Genomic DNA, 14,566 nt, shown 5'->3' with positions numbered 1-14,566 from the left:
TCCCGCCATTCGCGCCTCGCCTCCTCAAAGCGGCACGACCGTTAGGTCCTGCGACGCAGGCATTCATTCACGTTCGCATCATCCAACTGACAAATGTTCAACAAGGAAGTAGTTACATGAGCGATTTCATCTTCACCCCTGCCCTTGCGATCACGCAGATCGCTTTCGTGGTTCCTGACGCGATTGAAGCGGCCCGCGCCCACTCGCGCCGCTATGGCTCCGGCCCTTTCTGGGCGGTCGAACATTACCCGCTCCACGTTCATCGCTATCGGGGCAAGGACAGCGTCATCGACGTCACGTCCGTCTATGGCCAGTGGGGCAATATCACTGCGGAATTCGTGCAACAGCATGATGATCAGCCATCGGCCTATCGCGACCTGGTAAAGCAGGGCGAGTCGCGCATCCACCATTTCGCGATGTTCGTCGATGACCTCGACAAGCGGATCGCTCAATATGAAGCGGAAGGTTGCGAGGCGGCTCTTTACGGGGAAACCTTCCCCAACGGCCTGGGCCGCTACGCCATCATGGACACGTCAAAGCAGCTGGGCGTGATGACCGAGCTTTATGAAGAAGAAGGCACCCGCCCCTTCTACGCACATCTGAAAAAGTCCGCCGAGGGCTTTGATGGAACAGATCCAATCCGCCGGATGCAGTTCACCGATATCTAAAGGCGTTACCAGGCTAGATTCCTTCGTTCGCCCTGAGCCTGTCGAAGGGTTCTACTTCTTCAGGCTCGCACATCAAAAGAAGCTCAGCCCGAACGGGGTGAATCCGCTTTAGAACCAATCGCCGCCCCGGTGCATAATGCGCCAGGGCGGCTTTAACGCATCATCGACACACCGGGCAATCACGCGCCCACAAAAAAAGGGAGGCGGGCCGAAGCCAACCTCCCCTTCGCAAATATCGTCAGTTCAGCTGCTCAGATGAGCCGTGGCCCGAGCGGCAACTTCGCCCAGTTCCGACAGGATCGGGTTGCGGCGCAGCGTCAACCCGCCATTCACCTGAAGATTCTGGCCAGTCATGAAACATTCGTCGGATGCCAGCCACACCACGGCGGCCGCAATATCTTCGCGCGTACCCAGGCGTCCAAGGGGGTATTCTTTCGCAAAAGCGTCCACCAACTCCTTGAAACTGAATGTGTCGCCTGCCATCGGCGTCTCTGTCAGGCCCGGCGATATCGAATTCGCCCGGATGCCGCGCACGCCATATTCGTTGGCAACGGTGCGGATCACATGGTCGATACCTGCCTTGGTCCCCATATAGGCGGCATGATTTTCCAGCATGATGGTCGCCGTGGCTGAGGAAATCTGGATGATCGACCCGCCCTGCCCCATCACGCGCAGCATCGCCTGGATGAAGAAGAACGGCCCCTTGAACTGGATGGCCAGAATCTTGTCCAGATCGGCCTCGCTGGTTTCATGGGTCGGCTTCATCAGGCCCCATCCGGTGGCGTTGACCGCAACGTCCAGCTTGCCATAGCTTCTGACGGCAAAGTCCACGGCGGCTTCCACCTGCGCCTTGTCCGTGATGTCCATCTGGACGTAACTGCCGTCGATCCGATCGGCGATGGCGCGCAGCGGCTCTTCATGACGCCCGGTGACGACGACCTTGCACCCTTCCTTCGCCAGCCGCTCGGCAATCTTCTGGCCCATATTGTCGGCTCCCGCCGCCCCAGCGACCAGCGCTACCTTTCCTTCAAGCCTCATCTGGAAATCTCCTGCGTTTCAATTTGGTGCCGGCTTTGGCGAATTTTCGCGTCGGTCTCGGGTGGCGGGGTTATTTTGACAGGGTAGCCCCGCCACCCGAAGACTTTGGACACCAGTTCAGAAACGCGCGGTCAGCGACGCCCCCCACTGGCGGCCCGGCGATGGGTTGGCAAATTCGATAAAAGTGCCGACCGCTTCACCAGAGGTATATCCGTCATATGTCGTATTGTTGGTGACATTCTTCACGAACGCCGCCAGCTCGATGGTGGTGTTGCCGGTAACCGGCAATTCATAACGAGCGCCCAGGTCGATCTTCGTAACCGGGGGAATAGAGCCGCGAGGATCATTCAGCACGTCCGTTTCATAACGACCGGTGTGAAAAATCGCCGCATTCACCCCAGCGGTGCCGGGACCCGCCGCAAAGCTGTAGTCCGAAATCGCGCCAGCGGTCCATTTCGGCACGCGCCGCAACCTCAGGCTGCTCAGGTCCTGGACCCCTTGCCCCAGGTTTCCGACGAAATCCTTGTACTTTGCATCCAGATAACCCGCCGATCCACTGATCGTCCACCCGCGCATGGGCGCGACGGCCAACTCCACCTCAAATCCCTTATACTGGGCCTTGGCGACGTTGAGTGTCGACGTCACATTCGTGGTCCCCACGACCTGGAGCACATTCTCCTGCTTGTCATCCAAGGTGTTGTGGAAAGCGGACAGGTTCAAACGGACGCGATTGTTCAGGAATTCGGTTTTCAGACCGACTTCATAGGCCTCCATCGTCTCCGGTTGATAAGCCTGAACGGCGGTGATCAGATTGCCGGGACGGCCATTGAAGCCACCGGTGTTATAGCCCTTGCTATATTGCGCATAGGCAAGGATGTCGGGCGTGAACTTATACTGCAAATTGACCTTGGGCGTGAACTTCTTGAACTTCGCCCGGCCCGTATCTTGGCCAACCAGCGGACCGACGACGTCCATGTCACGAACGGTCGAAAATACCGGCGCCCACAGGGTATAATCGGTGGTCTTCTTGTCCCATGTCTGACGCCCACCGACGGTCAGCCGCAGCTGATCGGTGATGTCGTAGTCGGCCTGGAAGAACAGGGCGAACGTCTTGTTGGTCTGATATGTGCGGTAGCGGTTCAGCGAATTGAGGAACGCAACGCCCGGCGGTGTCGAAAATGTCGGCAAGCCATTGGTCAGGATGACATTTCCGTTCGCATCCATGTCCGGCAGGACTGCCATGTCCAGCGACGGGTTCTGCCGTTCCGTATAGGAATAATTCATATAGAACGCACCGGCGACGATGTTGAACGGGCCGGAGAAGGATGTTGCGAAACGCGCTTCCTGGGAAAACTGCTTGGCATCGACTGCGGCCTTGTCGCGGAACAGGGCAAAACGCGTCGCATCGAAGTCGCTGGTCTGCCGTTCGTGGAATTCACGATATCCGGTCAGGGACGTGAACGTCACCTCATCCGTCAGATCATAGGATATCTCGCCAGTACCGGCGGTCATTCGCAGGGAAGCCGGCAGCTGGGTGCTCTCAACTTCATTCTTTCCCTTGTCCAGGCCGCTCAGGGGGCTGCAGACAATCTGCGTCGCCGGATTGATACAGGGGGAATTAAAGCCGCCAAAATATCCGGGGATGGGATAGGTAATAAAGTCGGGAACATGCGTCGGCACATAAGGGGGAATGACGCTGTCATTTTCCAGCCGGTCGAACGCCACATAGATGTTCAGCCTGTCGGTGGGCGTCGCGACCGCAGCCAGCGAATATTGCCGGACGTCGCGATCCCCTTCCCGCCCGCCGGTCACGATGTTGCGGAACTGACCTTTGTCCTTGCGAACCGAAACCGTCGCCTTGACTGCCAGGATATCCTTCACGACCGGGGCCATGATATAGCCTTCATAGTCGTTCTGGCCGAAACTGCCGATGGTAAAGCGAACCCGGCCCGTCGTATCTGCGGATGGATCGGGACGCAGGCGCACGACGTTGATTGAACCGCCGGTTGTGTTCTTCCCGTTAAGGACGCCCTGTGGACCGCGCAGCACCTCGACCCGCTGCACGTCGAACGCATCGATCAACGCACCGCGCTGGAATGCGATGGGGATGCCGTCCAGCGTGATGCCGATGCCGGGTTCGACGCTGGGCAGAACGTCCTGGATGGAAATACCGCGCAGGCTGATCTGCGGAACGTCAACGGCCGCGCCAGAGCGCGTGACGGTCATGCCGGGGACCAGGCCGCGCAGGCCGGTAAGCCCTTCAACGCGGGCCTTTTGAAGCGTGTCATTGCTGAATGCAGAAACGGATACTGGCACGCTCTGCAACGGCTCTGCGCGCTTTTGGGCGGTCACGATGATATCGGCAAGCCCTTGGCCTGCCGGTTCCTGGGTTGGTGTGGGCGCGGCCTCCATCTGCTGCGGCTCCTGAGCCCAGGACGCTTGAGCGCCCACCAATGCAGTTGCGATCGCAATTGCCGACGAAAATGCCAGGCTGTTCATGATATCCTCCCCATCCACGCAGACTTGGTCCTAAAATGGCATATGTCGCTTTTGCGCGACTTGTCTCCATACAAGTGTGCTAGCTAACTTCATTCCCGTTGTCGGTCAACAGGAATCCACCCAAAAGGCACTCCGCATTTCGTATATAACTGACATTTGGCAGGTATCTTCCGCACTAAAATGGTCGCCAATCGGCTAAAATGCTATGATAACCGGGGGAGATGATTCGATGCCCGACTCATCCGCGCGATCTCTTACGTCGCCACTGCCCGCCGTCCGCAGCGCTCCAGACACCAGAGCTATCACTTGCATAACGGACGGGAGTCATTTAGATTCTTGCCCAGACGGTAAAACCCGTTTCTATAATCCCATAATCTTAGGCGTGGATGGATCAGATGAGCGTTTATCTTCAGGCAACCTTGGAACTCGACTATGAAACCCTTCCGGTCTTTCTGAACATTGTTCCCGACATGAAGCGGATAGCCGAAAGCGCAGGGTGGGAAATGATCGCCGGGCTAGTGACCAAGATCGGACGGGCCAATACTGTGATTCATCTGTGGAAATTGCCCGACATGAATGCCTTTGACACGGGCATTCAGGCGATGGCGGCCGCGCCCGAAGCGGGCAGGATCTATCAGGAACTCTGCAAAAGCGGCGCGAAGGAAACGCTGATCTTCGCGGATGCCGCGCCCTACTCGCCGTCCCGCTGATAATAGTCGAAAGGCACCATCGCCGGGAAACTTCGTTCCCGGCGATGCATGGATCAACTGATCGCGACGTAAATGACGCCGGTCGTCACAACTGGTCCAACTCCGACAACAGCTCCTGCGGCAACGCCGTCATGCATGCCTCGGCATTGGCGCGAACCTGCTCCGCCTTGGTCGCGCCAGCGATCACCGATGAGACGAAGGGCTGCGCGGCGAGCCATCCCAGGGCAAGCGTGACCATCGGAATGCCCGATCTGCGAGAGATTTCGGCCAGGCGACCGACTTTTTCGAACCGTTCCGGCGTCAGGAATTTCTCAAAGAAGGGGATCTGCTTGAGCGTCTCCAGACGGCCCGCACTGTCATCCCCACCCAGATATTTACCCGTCAGCAATCCGTTCGCCAGCGGGAAATAGGGAAGAAACCCGACGCCATTCTTCGCCATCAGTGGCGCAAGGTCGCTTTCGACGTCACGCGCCAACAGGCTATATTCCGACTGGCACGAGATGAATGCCGCACGATGCGTCGCCCCGGCCGCGTCCAGTGCTTCCGCCAACTGCGCGGCGCTATGGTTCGCGCAGCCGACATAGCGCACCTTGCCTTCCTGAATCAGTTGGTCGAAAGCGCCCAGCGTTTCAGCGATCGGCACCTTCGGATCGGGGTAGTGAAGCTGATAGAGGTCCACATAATCCGTGCCCAAATTGGTCAGGCTCTGTTCCAAAGCCTGACGCACATAGGCCGGGGCCGCGCCCTGATTCTCGTCGCTGTCACCCACCTTGTCGCCGACCTTGGTGGCGATGATGACTCCATCACGGCGACCACGCACCGCTTCGCCAAGGATGCGTTCCGATTCTCCGGGCGGGAAGCCATAATTATTCGCCGTGTCGAAGAAGTTGATGCCCGCGTCGATCGCGGCGCCAATGACCTCCAACGACTTTTCCCTGTCGAGGAACCAGCCGAAATTGTTGCAGCCAAGACCTGCGACGGACACTTTAAGGTCCGACTTACCAAGGTTACGCGTTTGCATGCTGAATCATCCCTCAGCTTGTCCATAGATATAGCGGATGGGGTCCGACCTATCCCAACCCTCAGCGGATTCGCGCACCATCTTGTAGAAGTCGCTGACGACGGCCTCTTCGTAGAATTCGGTCAACATGCCGAACTCCTTGCGCGTATCCATCATGGCATAGGGACTGGGCTTGGTATCGCCGAGCGGGGAAACAACCGAATACAGGATATTGTCGAAACCCTTGCTTTCATAATCCTTGATCGCCTCGTGAAGGTCATCGACGAACACGGTCATATGGTGCAGGCCGGGGCCACCCGTGGGATAAAGTTCGCTATAGGCCGATGGCGTATCGCAATGCTGCTCCACCAATTCGATCATCACGTCGCCCCATTGACCGACGACGCCTGTCGTATCCAGGTCGATTTCCTTGCCCCGATAGGTCTGCAAATCATGCGGCAGATGGGCCAATACGAAAAAGGGACCTGACCCGAAACGGGCCATGTGCCGGTGCGCCCATTCAACCGCATTCGGCACGACAAAGGCGATCTGCCGGACCTTTTTGAGTTGGCCCGAAACTGGGTCCAGAAACATTGAGCCTCTCCTTATCGTCACATTGGCCGTCAGCATTATGTGCGCGCCCAGGATGAGGGCGTACGCACGCAGCTCCGGCGTCTACCCGCTGAAATCCGTCACATCCGCGTCAGCCTGAGCGCGCGAACGCCCGCAGGCCATTCATCATTCGGCGGCAATCGACATTTCATTGTCGGCGATCAGCTGGTCGATGCGGTCATGATAATGGGTGATCCGCTTTTCCTGCCCGGCCAGCTCCGCGCCGTTCCATCCGCGCGAATGCATGCCGCGTTGCTGCGCTTCCATGATGCCCGCATCGCCGTCCAGCGTGATGCCCAGGCTTCCTTCGCCAAAGTTGCGCCACTCGCGCTCTACCGGCTCGCGGCTCGTCTCGCTCACTCCGCCTGCGGACGTCAGCATCTTGGTGAAAAAATCCTCCGATCCGGTCGCGTAGAACCATGTGTCGAACGTGCATTTTTCAGGATCGGTCGGGTGCGGCAGCGCGCGCAGGAACAGCATTCCGTCCGAAAAACAGGTCAGCGTCAGGTTGGGGAAGATCGAATAGAGGAAGGTGTCGGTCAGCTGCGCATCTTCCATCCGGTTATAATGGCCATGCCCGCGACCTTCCCCCAGCTTGCGCTTCTGCGCGATGATTGCCTCACGGATTGCCAGCGGCTTGTCCTGGAAATCTTCGGGGTCCAGTTCCCAGGTCTTCAGGTCCTGGATCAGATAATCGTCGATCTCCAGTTTTCCGTCTGGCAAGTAACGCGACGGCTGGCTGCCCGGCGTCACAAGACGTGCATGACCGTTTTTCAACGTTTCGATGATCGCGGTCACATAATAGGGCTCGTTGACATACAGCCCTTCCGGGTGCGCCGTGGGGATGTGGTAGGTCTCGCGGAAATTGTCCGATATGATCTTCCAGTTGCACGGCATCCGCACCGAAATAGCCTGGGTGGCGTGCATCAATTCGAACGGATAACGGGCCAGCGGTTCATACAATTCGCCCAGATATTCGTTGAGCGGCATCGGGTTGGCATCCATGTTCACCCATACGAAGCTGGCGAATATCTCGCTGTTGATCTCCGCCAGCCGCTTGCGCCCACAGGGCGAGCCAGCCGCGAAATCTTCCGGGTCCTGCGCGCCGATGCATTCGCCTTCCAGCGACCATTTCCAGCTATGATAGGCGCATGTGAACGACGGCATCGAACCTTCCGCCACGGCCACCAGCTTGTTCCCGCGATGCTGGCACACATTGTAGAACGCCTTGATGCCGCCATCTTCCTGGCGAACCACCAGGATGGATTCCGCGCCGACTTCCTCCACCAGGAAATCGCCGGGTTCGGGAATCTGGTCTTCCCGGCAGATCACCAGCCAGCTTTTTGTCCAGACGGCGTCCCATTCGCGCGCGGCAAAGTCGCGGTCAAAATATCGCCAGCCCTGAAGTTTCGAAGAACGCCCGGCGCCTGCCTTTTCGGCCAGATTCTCTGTCATATTCCATCTCCTGTCGATGCAATCCGGCGTGCAGCACGCCCCGCCGGGTCTATTCCCAAACCATCACGCCGCGCCTGCAACTGCCTGCGCCAAATGCGGCAGGCGTAGAGGGGCGAATTTTCAACAATCATGCATAACGGACAATTGTCCGTCAATAGCAGAGCTTCCCCGCTTCGTCACGCCCTTCTAGCCCGGACTATCCACCGACCGAGCGATCTTCATCGCCAGATCTTCGGCCACCGGCTTCAGCATCGGCCCCAGCAACAGGTTCAGCACCGGGCCGGTCGCTCCGCCCGCCTGAACGTTCAGGCGGAAGGTGATCTGCGTGTTCCGTTGTCCCCCGCTAACCGCAGGTTTCACGGCCTGCACGTCAACGCTGTTGGTGACGCGCCGCAATAGCCAGCGGGACAGCCGGTCCCACAACCGGCCCAGCCAGCTTCCCGTCGAAGCGGGCGCAGCGGCAGGCGCGGACGACGCATCATCCGCGCCACCGCCCAGATCGGTCGCCAAAAACTCGCCGGACCCGGTGACAGGCTCCTGCACGCCCTGCATCACGAACGTGACGCGGCTTGGCTCCTGCCACTCGGTCACCTGGACCTTGAACTCCGCCGTTCGCGTCAGCCCGCCCAGCTCGCCCTTCACCACCCAGATGGACTCGTCGCGGTTGATCTTCTCATGCCGCTGGTAGCCCGTCAGGAAAGGCGCCCAATTGTCCATGTCCTCGACGAAGTTCCAAACCTGGGGCATCGACGCGGCGACAGTGGTGGTATGTTCGACTTCGGGCAATATCGCCTCCTTTTCAGAACCGGTTGACGCTGGATGCCGCTTCGCGCCCGGCGATATGGCCAAAGACCAGGCCGGGTCCGATCGTGGCCCCCGCGCCGGGATAGGCCATGCCGGTGAAGCCGCCGGACACATTGCCTGCGGCATAAAGGCCGGGGATGCGCCCACCCCGGACATTCACCACTTCGGCCTTGGCATTTATCTTTGGCCCACCCTTGGTGCCCAACACGCCCGAATAGACGCGACACGCATAATAGGGCGCTTGTCCGATCGGCCCCAGCGACTGGAGCGCACCTTCGCGCGACGGGTCGCCATAGTGACGATCATAGACGCTCCGACCGCGATGGAAGTCGGGGTCTTCGCCCCGCGCCACATTGTCGTTGAAGCGCGCGACCGTGTTTTCCAGCCCATCGGGATCGACGCCGATCTTCTGCGCCAGTTCGCGCAACGTCGGCGCGGATTCCAGCCACGCGGGGACGGGATCACCCGGATATCGCGTCCCGAACGGATATTTGTCCAGAAATGTGGCGTCGATGATGATCCAGGCGGGCAGGTTCGGATAGTCGAAGGCGACAGGATCGAAGTTGCGGAAGGACCGGCCAACATCGTTATAATTATGCGCTTCGTTGACGAAACGCTTGCCCGCGCGGTTGACCATGATCGAACCGGGCGCGGCCCTTTCGCCCACGACCATGCGGTTAAGCTGCTGTCCTTCATATTCGTCGCCGGGGATGCGGATCATCGGCATCCACCAGGCTTCGTGCGCGTTGGCCATGCTGGCCTGCGCCTCTGCCGCCATGATCAGGCCGTCGCCTTCATTAAAGGGCGGGCTCAGCGGACCTTCGATGGGACCGCCCATCAGGTCGGTCGCCATGTCCTTGTTCCATTCAAAGCCGCCACTCGCCAGGATCACCGCGCGCCGCGCGCCAATCCTGACCATGCGACCGTCCTGTTCCACTTCGATGCCGACGATCGCGCCATCCTCGATGACCAGGCGGCGGCCCCGCGCGTTGCGGCGGAACTCCACGCCCTTGTCGACCGCGCCTTTGATCAGGCCCGCCATCAGCGCCATGCCAGTGCCGACCATGCCCTTGGCCAGCCGGTCGCCGATGACCACGGGGTCCAGCATGTTCGTGCCGTCATCTATGTCCGTCATTGCCACTGGCAGCGGAAAACAGGGCGCGGACCGCAGATGGGCGCGCAGTTCGCCCAGCTCTCCCCCAGGGAACAGGCCGGGGCTGACGGAGCGGCCAAAGGTTCCGCCGGGATGTTCGGGATGATAGTCGGGCGTCTTGAGCGCGCGAAACTTCAACTGCGTCTCATCCTCGATGAAGCGCAGCACCTGGGGGCCTTCATCGACATAGGTTTCCGCCAGCTCGATATCCATTTTCCCCAGCGAAAGGCTGCGTAGATAGGTGAGCGCCTGTTCGCGTGAGTCCGTCGTCCCCACCTCATGCATGTGGTGGTTGTTGGGAATCCACGGCACGCCGCCCGAAACGGCGCTGGTTCCGCCCAGCTTGTCGCTGCGCTCCAGCACCAGCGTCCTGACGCCGCGATGCTGCGCCGCCATCGCCGCCGACACGCCCGCCGCGCCCGAACCCATGACAACGACGTCGAAAACCTCGTCCCAAACCGGCATTATCGCTCTCCAAACACTCGCGGTTCCGTCCGCTTGATACTTTCCTTGCGCGCGTCACGCATGACTGCGCCCCCGGATCAGGTCCGCCGCCTTTTCGCCGATCATGATCGCGGGCATATTCGTGTTGCCGCCAACCAGGGTCGGCATCACCGACGTGTCGGCGACCCGCAGCCCTGCGATCCCCCGCACGCGCAGGCGAGCATCTACGACGCTGTCATCGTCCGATCCCATCTTGCATGTGCCCGCCGTGTGATAGTCCGCATTGGCGTTGGCGCGGATGAAGGCGTCGATCTGGCTATCGGACTGGCAGGACGCACCCGGCGTCAGTTCATCGCCACGATAGGGGTCAAAGGCGGCCTGCCCGAAAATTTCCCGGCACACGCGAATGCCGTTGCGGAAATCGACCATGTCCCGGTTATCGCTCAGATAGCGATGATCCACGACCGGCGCTGCCAGCGGATCGGGCGATGCAAGCGTCACATGACCACGGCTATGTGGCCGGACGACGCAGACATGCGCCATGAAGCCGTGGCGCGGCATCAGGCCGGTCATCTGGTCGTTCATCAGCGCCAGCACCAGCGACAGCTTCACGTCCGCTTCCGGGACATCGGGCCGCGACCGCACATAGGCGACCGCCTCCATGCCCGTGCTGGCCAAAGGCCCCTTACGAAATGCGAGATATTGCGCCAGGGCCGTCGCCCCCTTTAGCGGGCTGACATATTGATAGTGCGACACCGGCTGCGTCACGGCCTGTTTCACATAGACGGACAGATGGTCCTGCAGGTTTCCGCCGACGCCGGGCAGGTCCAGAACGGGATCTATGCCGACCTGCGACAATGCGGCAGCACCGCCAATGCCCGACAGCATCAATAGCTGGGGCGAATTGATGCCACCCCCGCACAGGATCACTTCTCCTTGCGTGCGAATATCCGCGTCCTGCCCCTTTTCCCTGATGCGCACCCCGGCGGCACGGCCATTCTCCACCAGTATCTTCAACACTTGCACGCCCAGGCGGACGTCCAGGTTGGGACGCGACCGAACCGGCTTTATATAGGCCGTTGCCGCGCTCCATCGACGGCCCTTGCTGACGAACATGTCGACAGGCCCGGCCCCTTCGCGGGTGGCACCATTAGTGTCGTCATTATAGGGGTATCCTGCCTCCTCGCAGGCATGCAGGAACGCCTTGGCCAGCGGATTATGGACGCCCGGACGGCTGATCCTGACCGGCCCGGAATGACCATGCCACTGTTCATCGCCACCCGGTTCATAGCTTTCGGCCCGTTTGAAATAGGGCAGCAGGTCGGCATAGGACCAGCCCGCATTGCCCAGCGCCGCCCATCGGTCATAGTCGCTGGGGGTGCCGCGATCATAGATCATGCCGTTGATGGAACTGCCGCCGCCCAGCACCTTGCCACGGGGCAGGAAGAGGACGCGGTCGTTCAACTCTTCCTGCGGCGCGCTCATATAGTTCCAGCTATGCTTGCCGGACATGAGCAGCGGCATCAGCCCGCCGGGGGCGTGAATCAACGGATCGCGGTCACGGCCACCCGCCTCCAGCAGGATCACCCGGTTGCGCGGGTCTTCCGACAATCGGTTGGCGAGCGCACAGCCAGCCGCACCGGCACCGACGATGATATAATCGGCGGTCATAGCGCACATTCCGGCAGCATGACGGGCTTGCCGAAAATCGCGGTCATCCTGCCATGATTGGCTAGCGCGCAGCCGCGGAAATGCGAATGATCCTGCAACGATCCTGCTCCTTTAAAGGCCGTATCCCGGCCTCCTATTATCTTCATCGGCACGCTTCCGTGCCTCCGCATCGTTTAAGCAACCATTGTCACATTAGGCAATGATGTCCACCCGATGGCCTTTCTCGTCTCAACTGACCTCCACCGACATCGCAACCTCTATTTGGCCGTCCACGACCCGCGTCTCATATGTGCGAAGTGGCTTGTCCGTCAGCTGTCCTTTGGGGTTTCCGGTGCGCAGGTCGAACGGCATGCCATGTTCCGGGCATAGCACCATGCACCGCCTGATCCGGCCACTCTCCAGCGAAAACGCCCGGTGCGTGCATTCATTCTGAACACAGAAAAATTCTCCGTCAGCATGACACAGCAACAGCTTCACCCCGTTCAGCGTGATCGCTTTGCTGCTGTTGTTGGGCAGGTCGGCGGCCGCCGCGACAGGAAAAAAGTCGGCGCTCATGCTATGCTCAAGCCTCCATCAACGACAAATTCAGCACCCGTCACATAGGACGCCTCGTCCGATGCCAGGAACAGCGACATGTTCGCCACGTCTTCCGGTCGGCCCATGCGACCCATCGGGATCGGCGCGGTCGCGGCGTTGATGGCAGCGGGGTCTCCCTTCAACAGCTCGCCGACCATGGCCGTTTCGATGGTGCCGGGATGCACCGAATTGCACCGGATGCCATAGGGCGCTTCGTCCAGCGCGACGCTCTTGCTCATCGCGCGAACCGCGCCCTTGGTCGCGGCATAGGCTGCGCTTCTGTGAACCCCGATCAAGGCCGCAACAGATGAAATATTGACGATGGAACCGCCGCCATTGGCGCGCATGTGCGGGATCACCGTCTGGCAACCAAGGAAAGCGCCACGCACATTCACCTCCACCAGACGGTCGAGCATGCCAACAGGCGTGTCGGAGATATAGTCGGCATAGTACATACCGGCATTGTTGATGAGGATGTCGATGCGCCCGAACCGCTCCACCATGCTGGCCGCCATTTCCTGCCAGCCGCTTTCCTGGCGGACATCCTGCGACCGCGACAAAGCAATGCCGCCCTCCTGAACGATAGCAGCCGCAGCAGCAGCAGCAACTGCCTCATCAAGGTCCGTCAGCATGACCGACGCACCCTCGCGCGCGAACAGGCGGGCCGTCGCAAAGCCCATCCCCTGCATCGAACCAGCGCCAGTGATGATCGCCGTTCTGCCGGCCAATCGACTGCCCAACCGCCCTCTCCTTTTCACCCTAATCCACCGTCCGGCTGCAACTCACGACCGCAGACTCTCGAACGACAGACAAATGTCACTTAACGATGGATTACTGCGCCGGTGCGAAACTGTAAAGGCATATCGTCCGCTAGGATACTATTTTTTGACAGCAGTCGCATAACTACCTCCCTTGAAACATCCCCTCCTTATGATATGGTTCATTCATGAAAAAACAGGGATTGACGCGGCTCACTGGGAAATCCGAAAAAAAACCAACGACGATCAAACCTCACAGTTTGATCACAGATGCCCAGCCCCATACTCTCCAGACCCTTCAGAATGAGCTGCTTTCCGAACGGGAAAAGCTCGGCCAGCGAGCGCCTGGCCGCGCCCGCGTCGATCGAATCATTGAAGCAACGATAGAGTTGCTCAAGGAACATGCCCCTGCCGACATCTCCATCGCGATGATCGCCGACCATGGCAACATCACGCGAACATCAATCTATTCTCACTTCGCCAGTGTTGACGAAATATTGGGTCAGATCGCGATCCGGTTCGTCCAGCAAACGGGCGTTGAGGTGGAAAGCTATGTGCGGCGGCGCAAGCCCGCCAGCCTGGAACAATTGGTCACGCTGATGATCAAGGGAATCCAGAATTATTTCAACCAACCCAACCCGGCCAAGCCGGGCGCGCTCGCAAGGCACATTCCTTTCGAATCCCATCATCTGGTGAAGGACTTCGACAAGGTGGCGGCGCTTCCCTACCACACCTTGTGGCATACGGGTTGGGCAGTCGAACCGCTGTCGGAAGAAGACCCGTTCCGAACGCTGGTCATCATCCAGTCGGCCATTTTCGAAGCCAGCACTCAGCGGCATGGCAAGATCACCGATTTTGCGGTCAAACAGGCGACGGAAGTCGCGCTGGACTTTATCGCGCGCGCCGAAGAACGTTACGGGTCCCCCTCTGAAACTTCCAAGCCAGAAAGCAGGATTTTGGCGGCGGCCCGGACCCTTGCCGCGCATGAGGACCCCACCCTCATAGAAATGGCGACATCTCAAATCGAATTGCTGGCGTCCACTGTCACGAAACTATCGGCCAAACCTGCCCCAAGGCGTCGCAAGAAGGCCTAAAGCCCACTGCCCTAGAGTTGGCACTTCGCACCCACCACAAACCCTTGCCTGCCCACTTCTGACATTGGTCGGTTAAAGGTTGCC

The 14,566-nt window shown here is 59.7% G+C and carries 14 protein-coding genes; 3 read left to right on the top strand and 11 right to left on the bottom strand.

Annotated features, from left to right (window positions below; translation table 11 throughout):
• The first annotated feature begins 116 nt into the window (after window positions 1-116).
• A complete protein-coding gene (locus FHS54_RS13905; protein WP_167304661.1) occupies window positions 117-668 on the top strand; it encodes a VOC family protein in 552 nt (183 codons plus the stop codon).
• Window positions 669-911: 243 nt separating this feature from the next.
• On the opposite strand, the gene FHS54_RS13900 is transcribed toward FHS54_RS13905, so the two are convergent.
• Both FHS54_RS13900 and FHS54_RS13895 read right to left on the bottom strand, forming a co-directional pair.
• A complete protein-coding gene (locus FHS54_RS13900) occupies window positions 912-1,706 on the bottom strand; it encodes an SDR family oxidoreductase (protein ID WP_167304659.1) in 795 nt (264 codons plus the stop codon).
• Window positions 1,707-1,823: 117 nt separating this feature from the next.
• Window positions 1,824-4,205 carry a TonB-dependent receptor gene (locus FHS54_RS13895; RefSeq protein WP_167304657.1) on the bottom strand — a complete coding sequence of 794 codons (2,382 nt, stop codon included), beginning with the start codon at window positions 4,203-4,205 and terminating at the stop codon, window positions 1,824-1,826.
• Window positions 4,206-4,600: 395 nt separating this feature from the next.
• On the opposite strand from FHS54_RS13895, the gene FHS54_RS13890 reads away from it, so the two are divergent.
• Window positions 4,601-4,915, top strand: a complete 315-nt coding sequence (locus tag FHS54_RS13890; RefSeq protein WP_167304655.1) for an NIPSNAP family protein — start codon at window positions 4,601-4,603, stop codon at window positions 4,913-4,915.
• Between the two features lie 85 nt (window positions 4,916-5,000).
• On the opposite strand, the gene FHS54_RS13885 is transcribed toward FHS54_RS13890, so the two are convergent.
• The 9 genes from FHS54_RS13885 to FHS54_RS13845 all read right to left on the bottom strand — a co-directional run bounded on the left by FHS54_RS13885 (window position 5,001) and on the right by FHS54_RS13845 (window position 13,792).
• Entirely contained in the window at window positions 5,001-5,936 is a 936-nt protein-coding gene (locus FHS54_RS13885) for an aldo/keto reductase (RefSeq protein WP_167304654.1), read from the bottom strand.
• 6 nt (window positions 5,937-5,942) lie between these two features.
• Window positions 5,943-6,509, bottom strand: coding sequence for a VOC family protein (locus FHS54_RS13880; RefSeq protein ID WP_167304652.1), 567 nt, complete (start codon window positions 6,507-6,509; stop codon window positions 5,943-5,945).
• A 144-nt stretch (window positions 6,510-6,653) separates the two neighbouring features.
• Window positions 6,654-7,982: an aromatic ring-hydroxylating oxygenase subunit alpha gene (locus FHS54_RS13875; RefSeq protein ID WP_167304649.1), complete on the bottom strand. Its 1,329-nt coding sequence runs from the start codon at window positions 7,980-7,982 to the stop codon at window positions 6,654-6,656.
• Window positions 7,983-8,168: 186 nt separating this feature from the next.
• Window positions 8,169-8,768 (bottom strand): SRPBCC family protein, encoded by a 600-nt coding sequence (locus FHS54_RS13870; protein WP_167304647.1) that lies wholly within the window; start codon window positions 8,766-8,768, stop codon window positions 8,169-8,171.
• A 13-nt stretch (window positions 8,769-8,781) separates the two neighbouring features.
• Window positions 8,782-10,404: an FAD-dependent oxidoreductase gene (locus tag FHS54_RS13865; protein ID WP_167304645.1), complete on the bottom strand. Its 1,623-nt coding sequence runs from the start codon at window positions 10,402-10,404 to the stop codon at window positions 8,782-8,784.
• Window positions 10,405-10,458: 54 nt separating this feature from the next.
• Window positions 10,459-12,054, bottom strand: a complete 1,596-nt coding sequence (locus FHS54_RS13860) for a GMC family oxidoreductase (RefSeq protein WP_167304643.1) — start codon at window positions 12,052-12,054, stop codon at window positions 10,459-10,461.
• A 228-nt stretch (window positions 12,055-12,282) separates the two neighbouring features.
• Entirely contained in the window at window positions 12,283-12,609 is a 327-nt protein-coding gene (locus tag FHS54_RS13855; RefSeq protein ID WP_167304642.1) for a Rieske (2Fe-2S) protein, read from the bottom strand.
• On the bottom strand, window positions 12,606-13,370 hold the full coding sequence (locus FHS54_RS13850; RefSeq protein WP_243855774.1) for an SDR family NAD(P)-dependent oxidoreductase: 765 nt from the start codon (window positions 13,368-13,370) through the stop codon (window positions 12,606-12,608). Before FHS54_RS13850 ends, FHS54_RS13855 begins: the two co-directional genes overlap by 4 nt.
• Window positions 13,371-13,570: 200 nt before the next feature.
• Window positions 13,571-13,792 carry a hypothetical protein gene (locus tag FHS54_RS13845; RefSeq protein ID WP_167304640.1) on the bottom strand — a complete coding sequence of 74 codons (222 nt, stop codon included), beginning with the start codon at window positions 13,790-13,792 and terminating at the stop codon, window positions 13,571-13,573.
• Here FHS54_RS13845 and FHS54_RS13840 point away from each other — a divergent pair.
• Entirely contained in the window at window positions 13,778-14,482 is a 705-nt protein-coding gene (locus tag FHS54_RS13840) for a TetR/AcrR family transcriptional regulator (protein WP_167304638.1), read from the top strand. The two genes, FHS54_RS13845 and FHS54_RS13840, sit on opposite strands and share 15 nt — an antisense overlap.
• Window positions 14,483-14,566: the final 84 nt, after the last annotated feature.

The sequence above is a fragment of the Sphingobium vermicomposti genome, assembly GCF_011762025.1.
Taxonomy (GTDB): domain Bacteria; phylum Pseudomonadota; class Alphaproteobacteria; order Sphingomonadales; family Sphingomonadaceae; genus Sphingobium; species Sphingobium vermicomposti.
The sequence above is the reverse complement of the archived record's forward strand: the minus strand, read 5'-3'. Positions and strand labels throughout refer to the sequence as shown.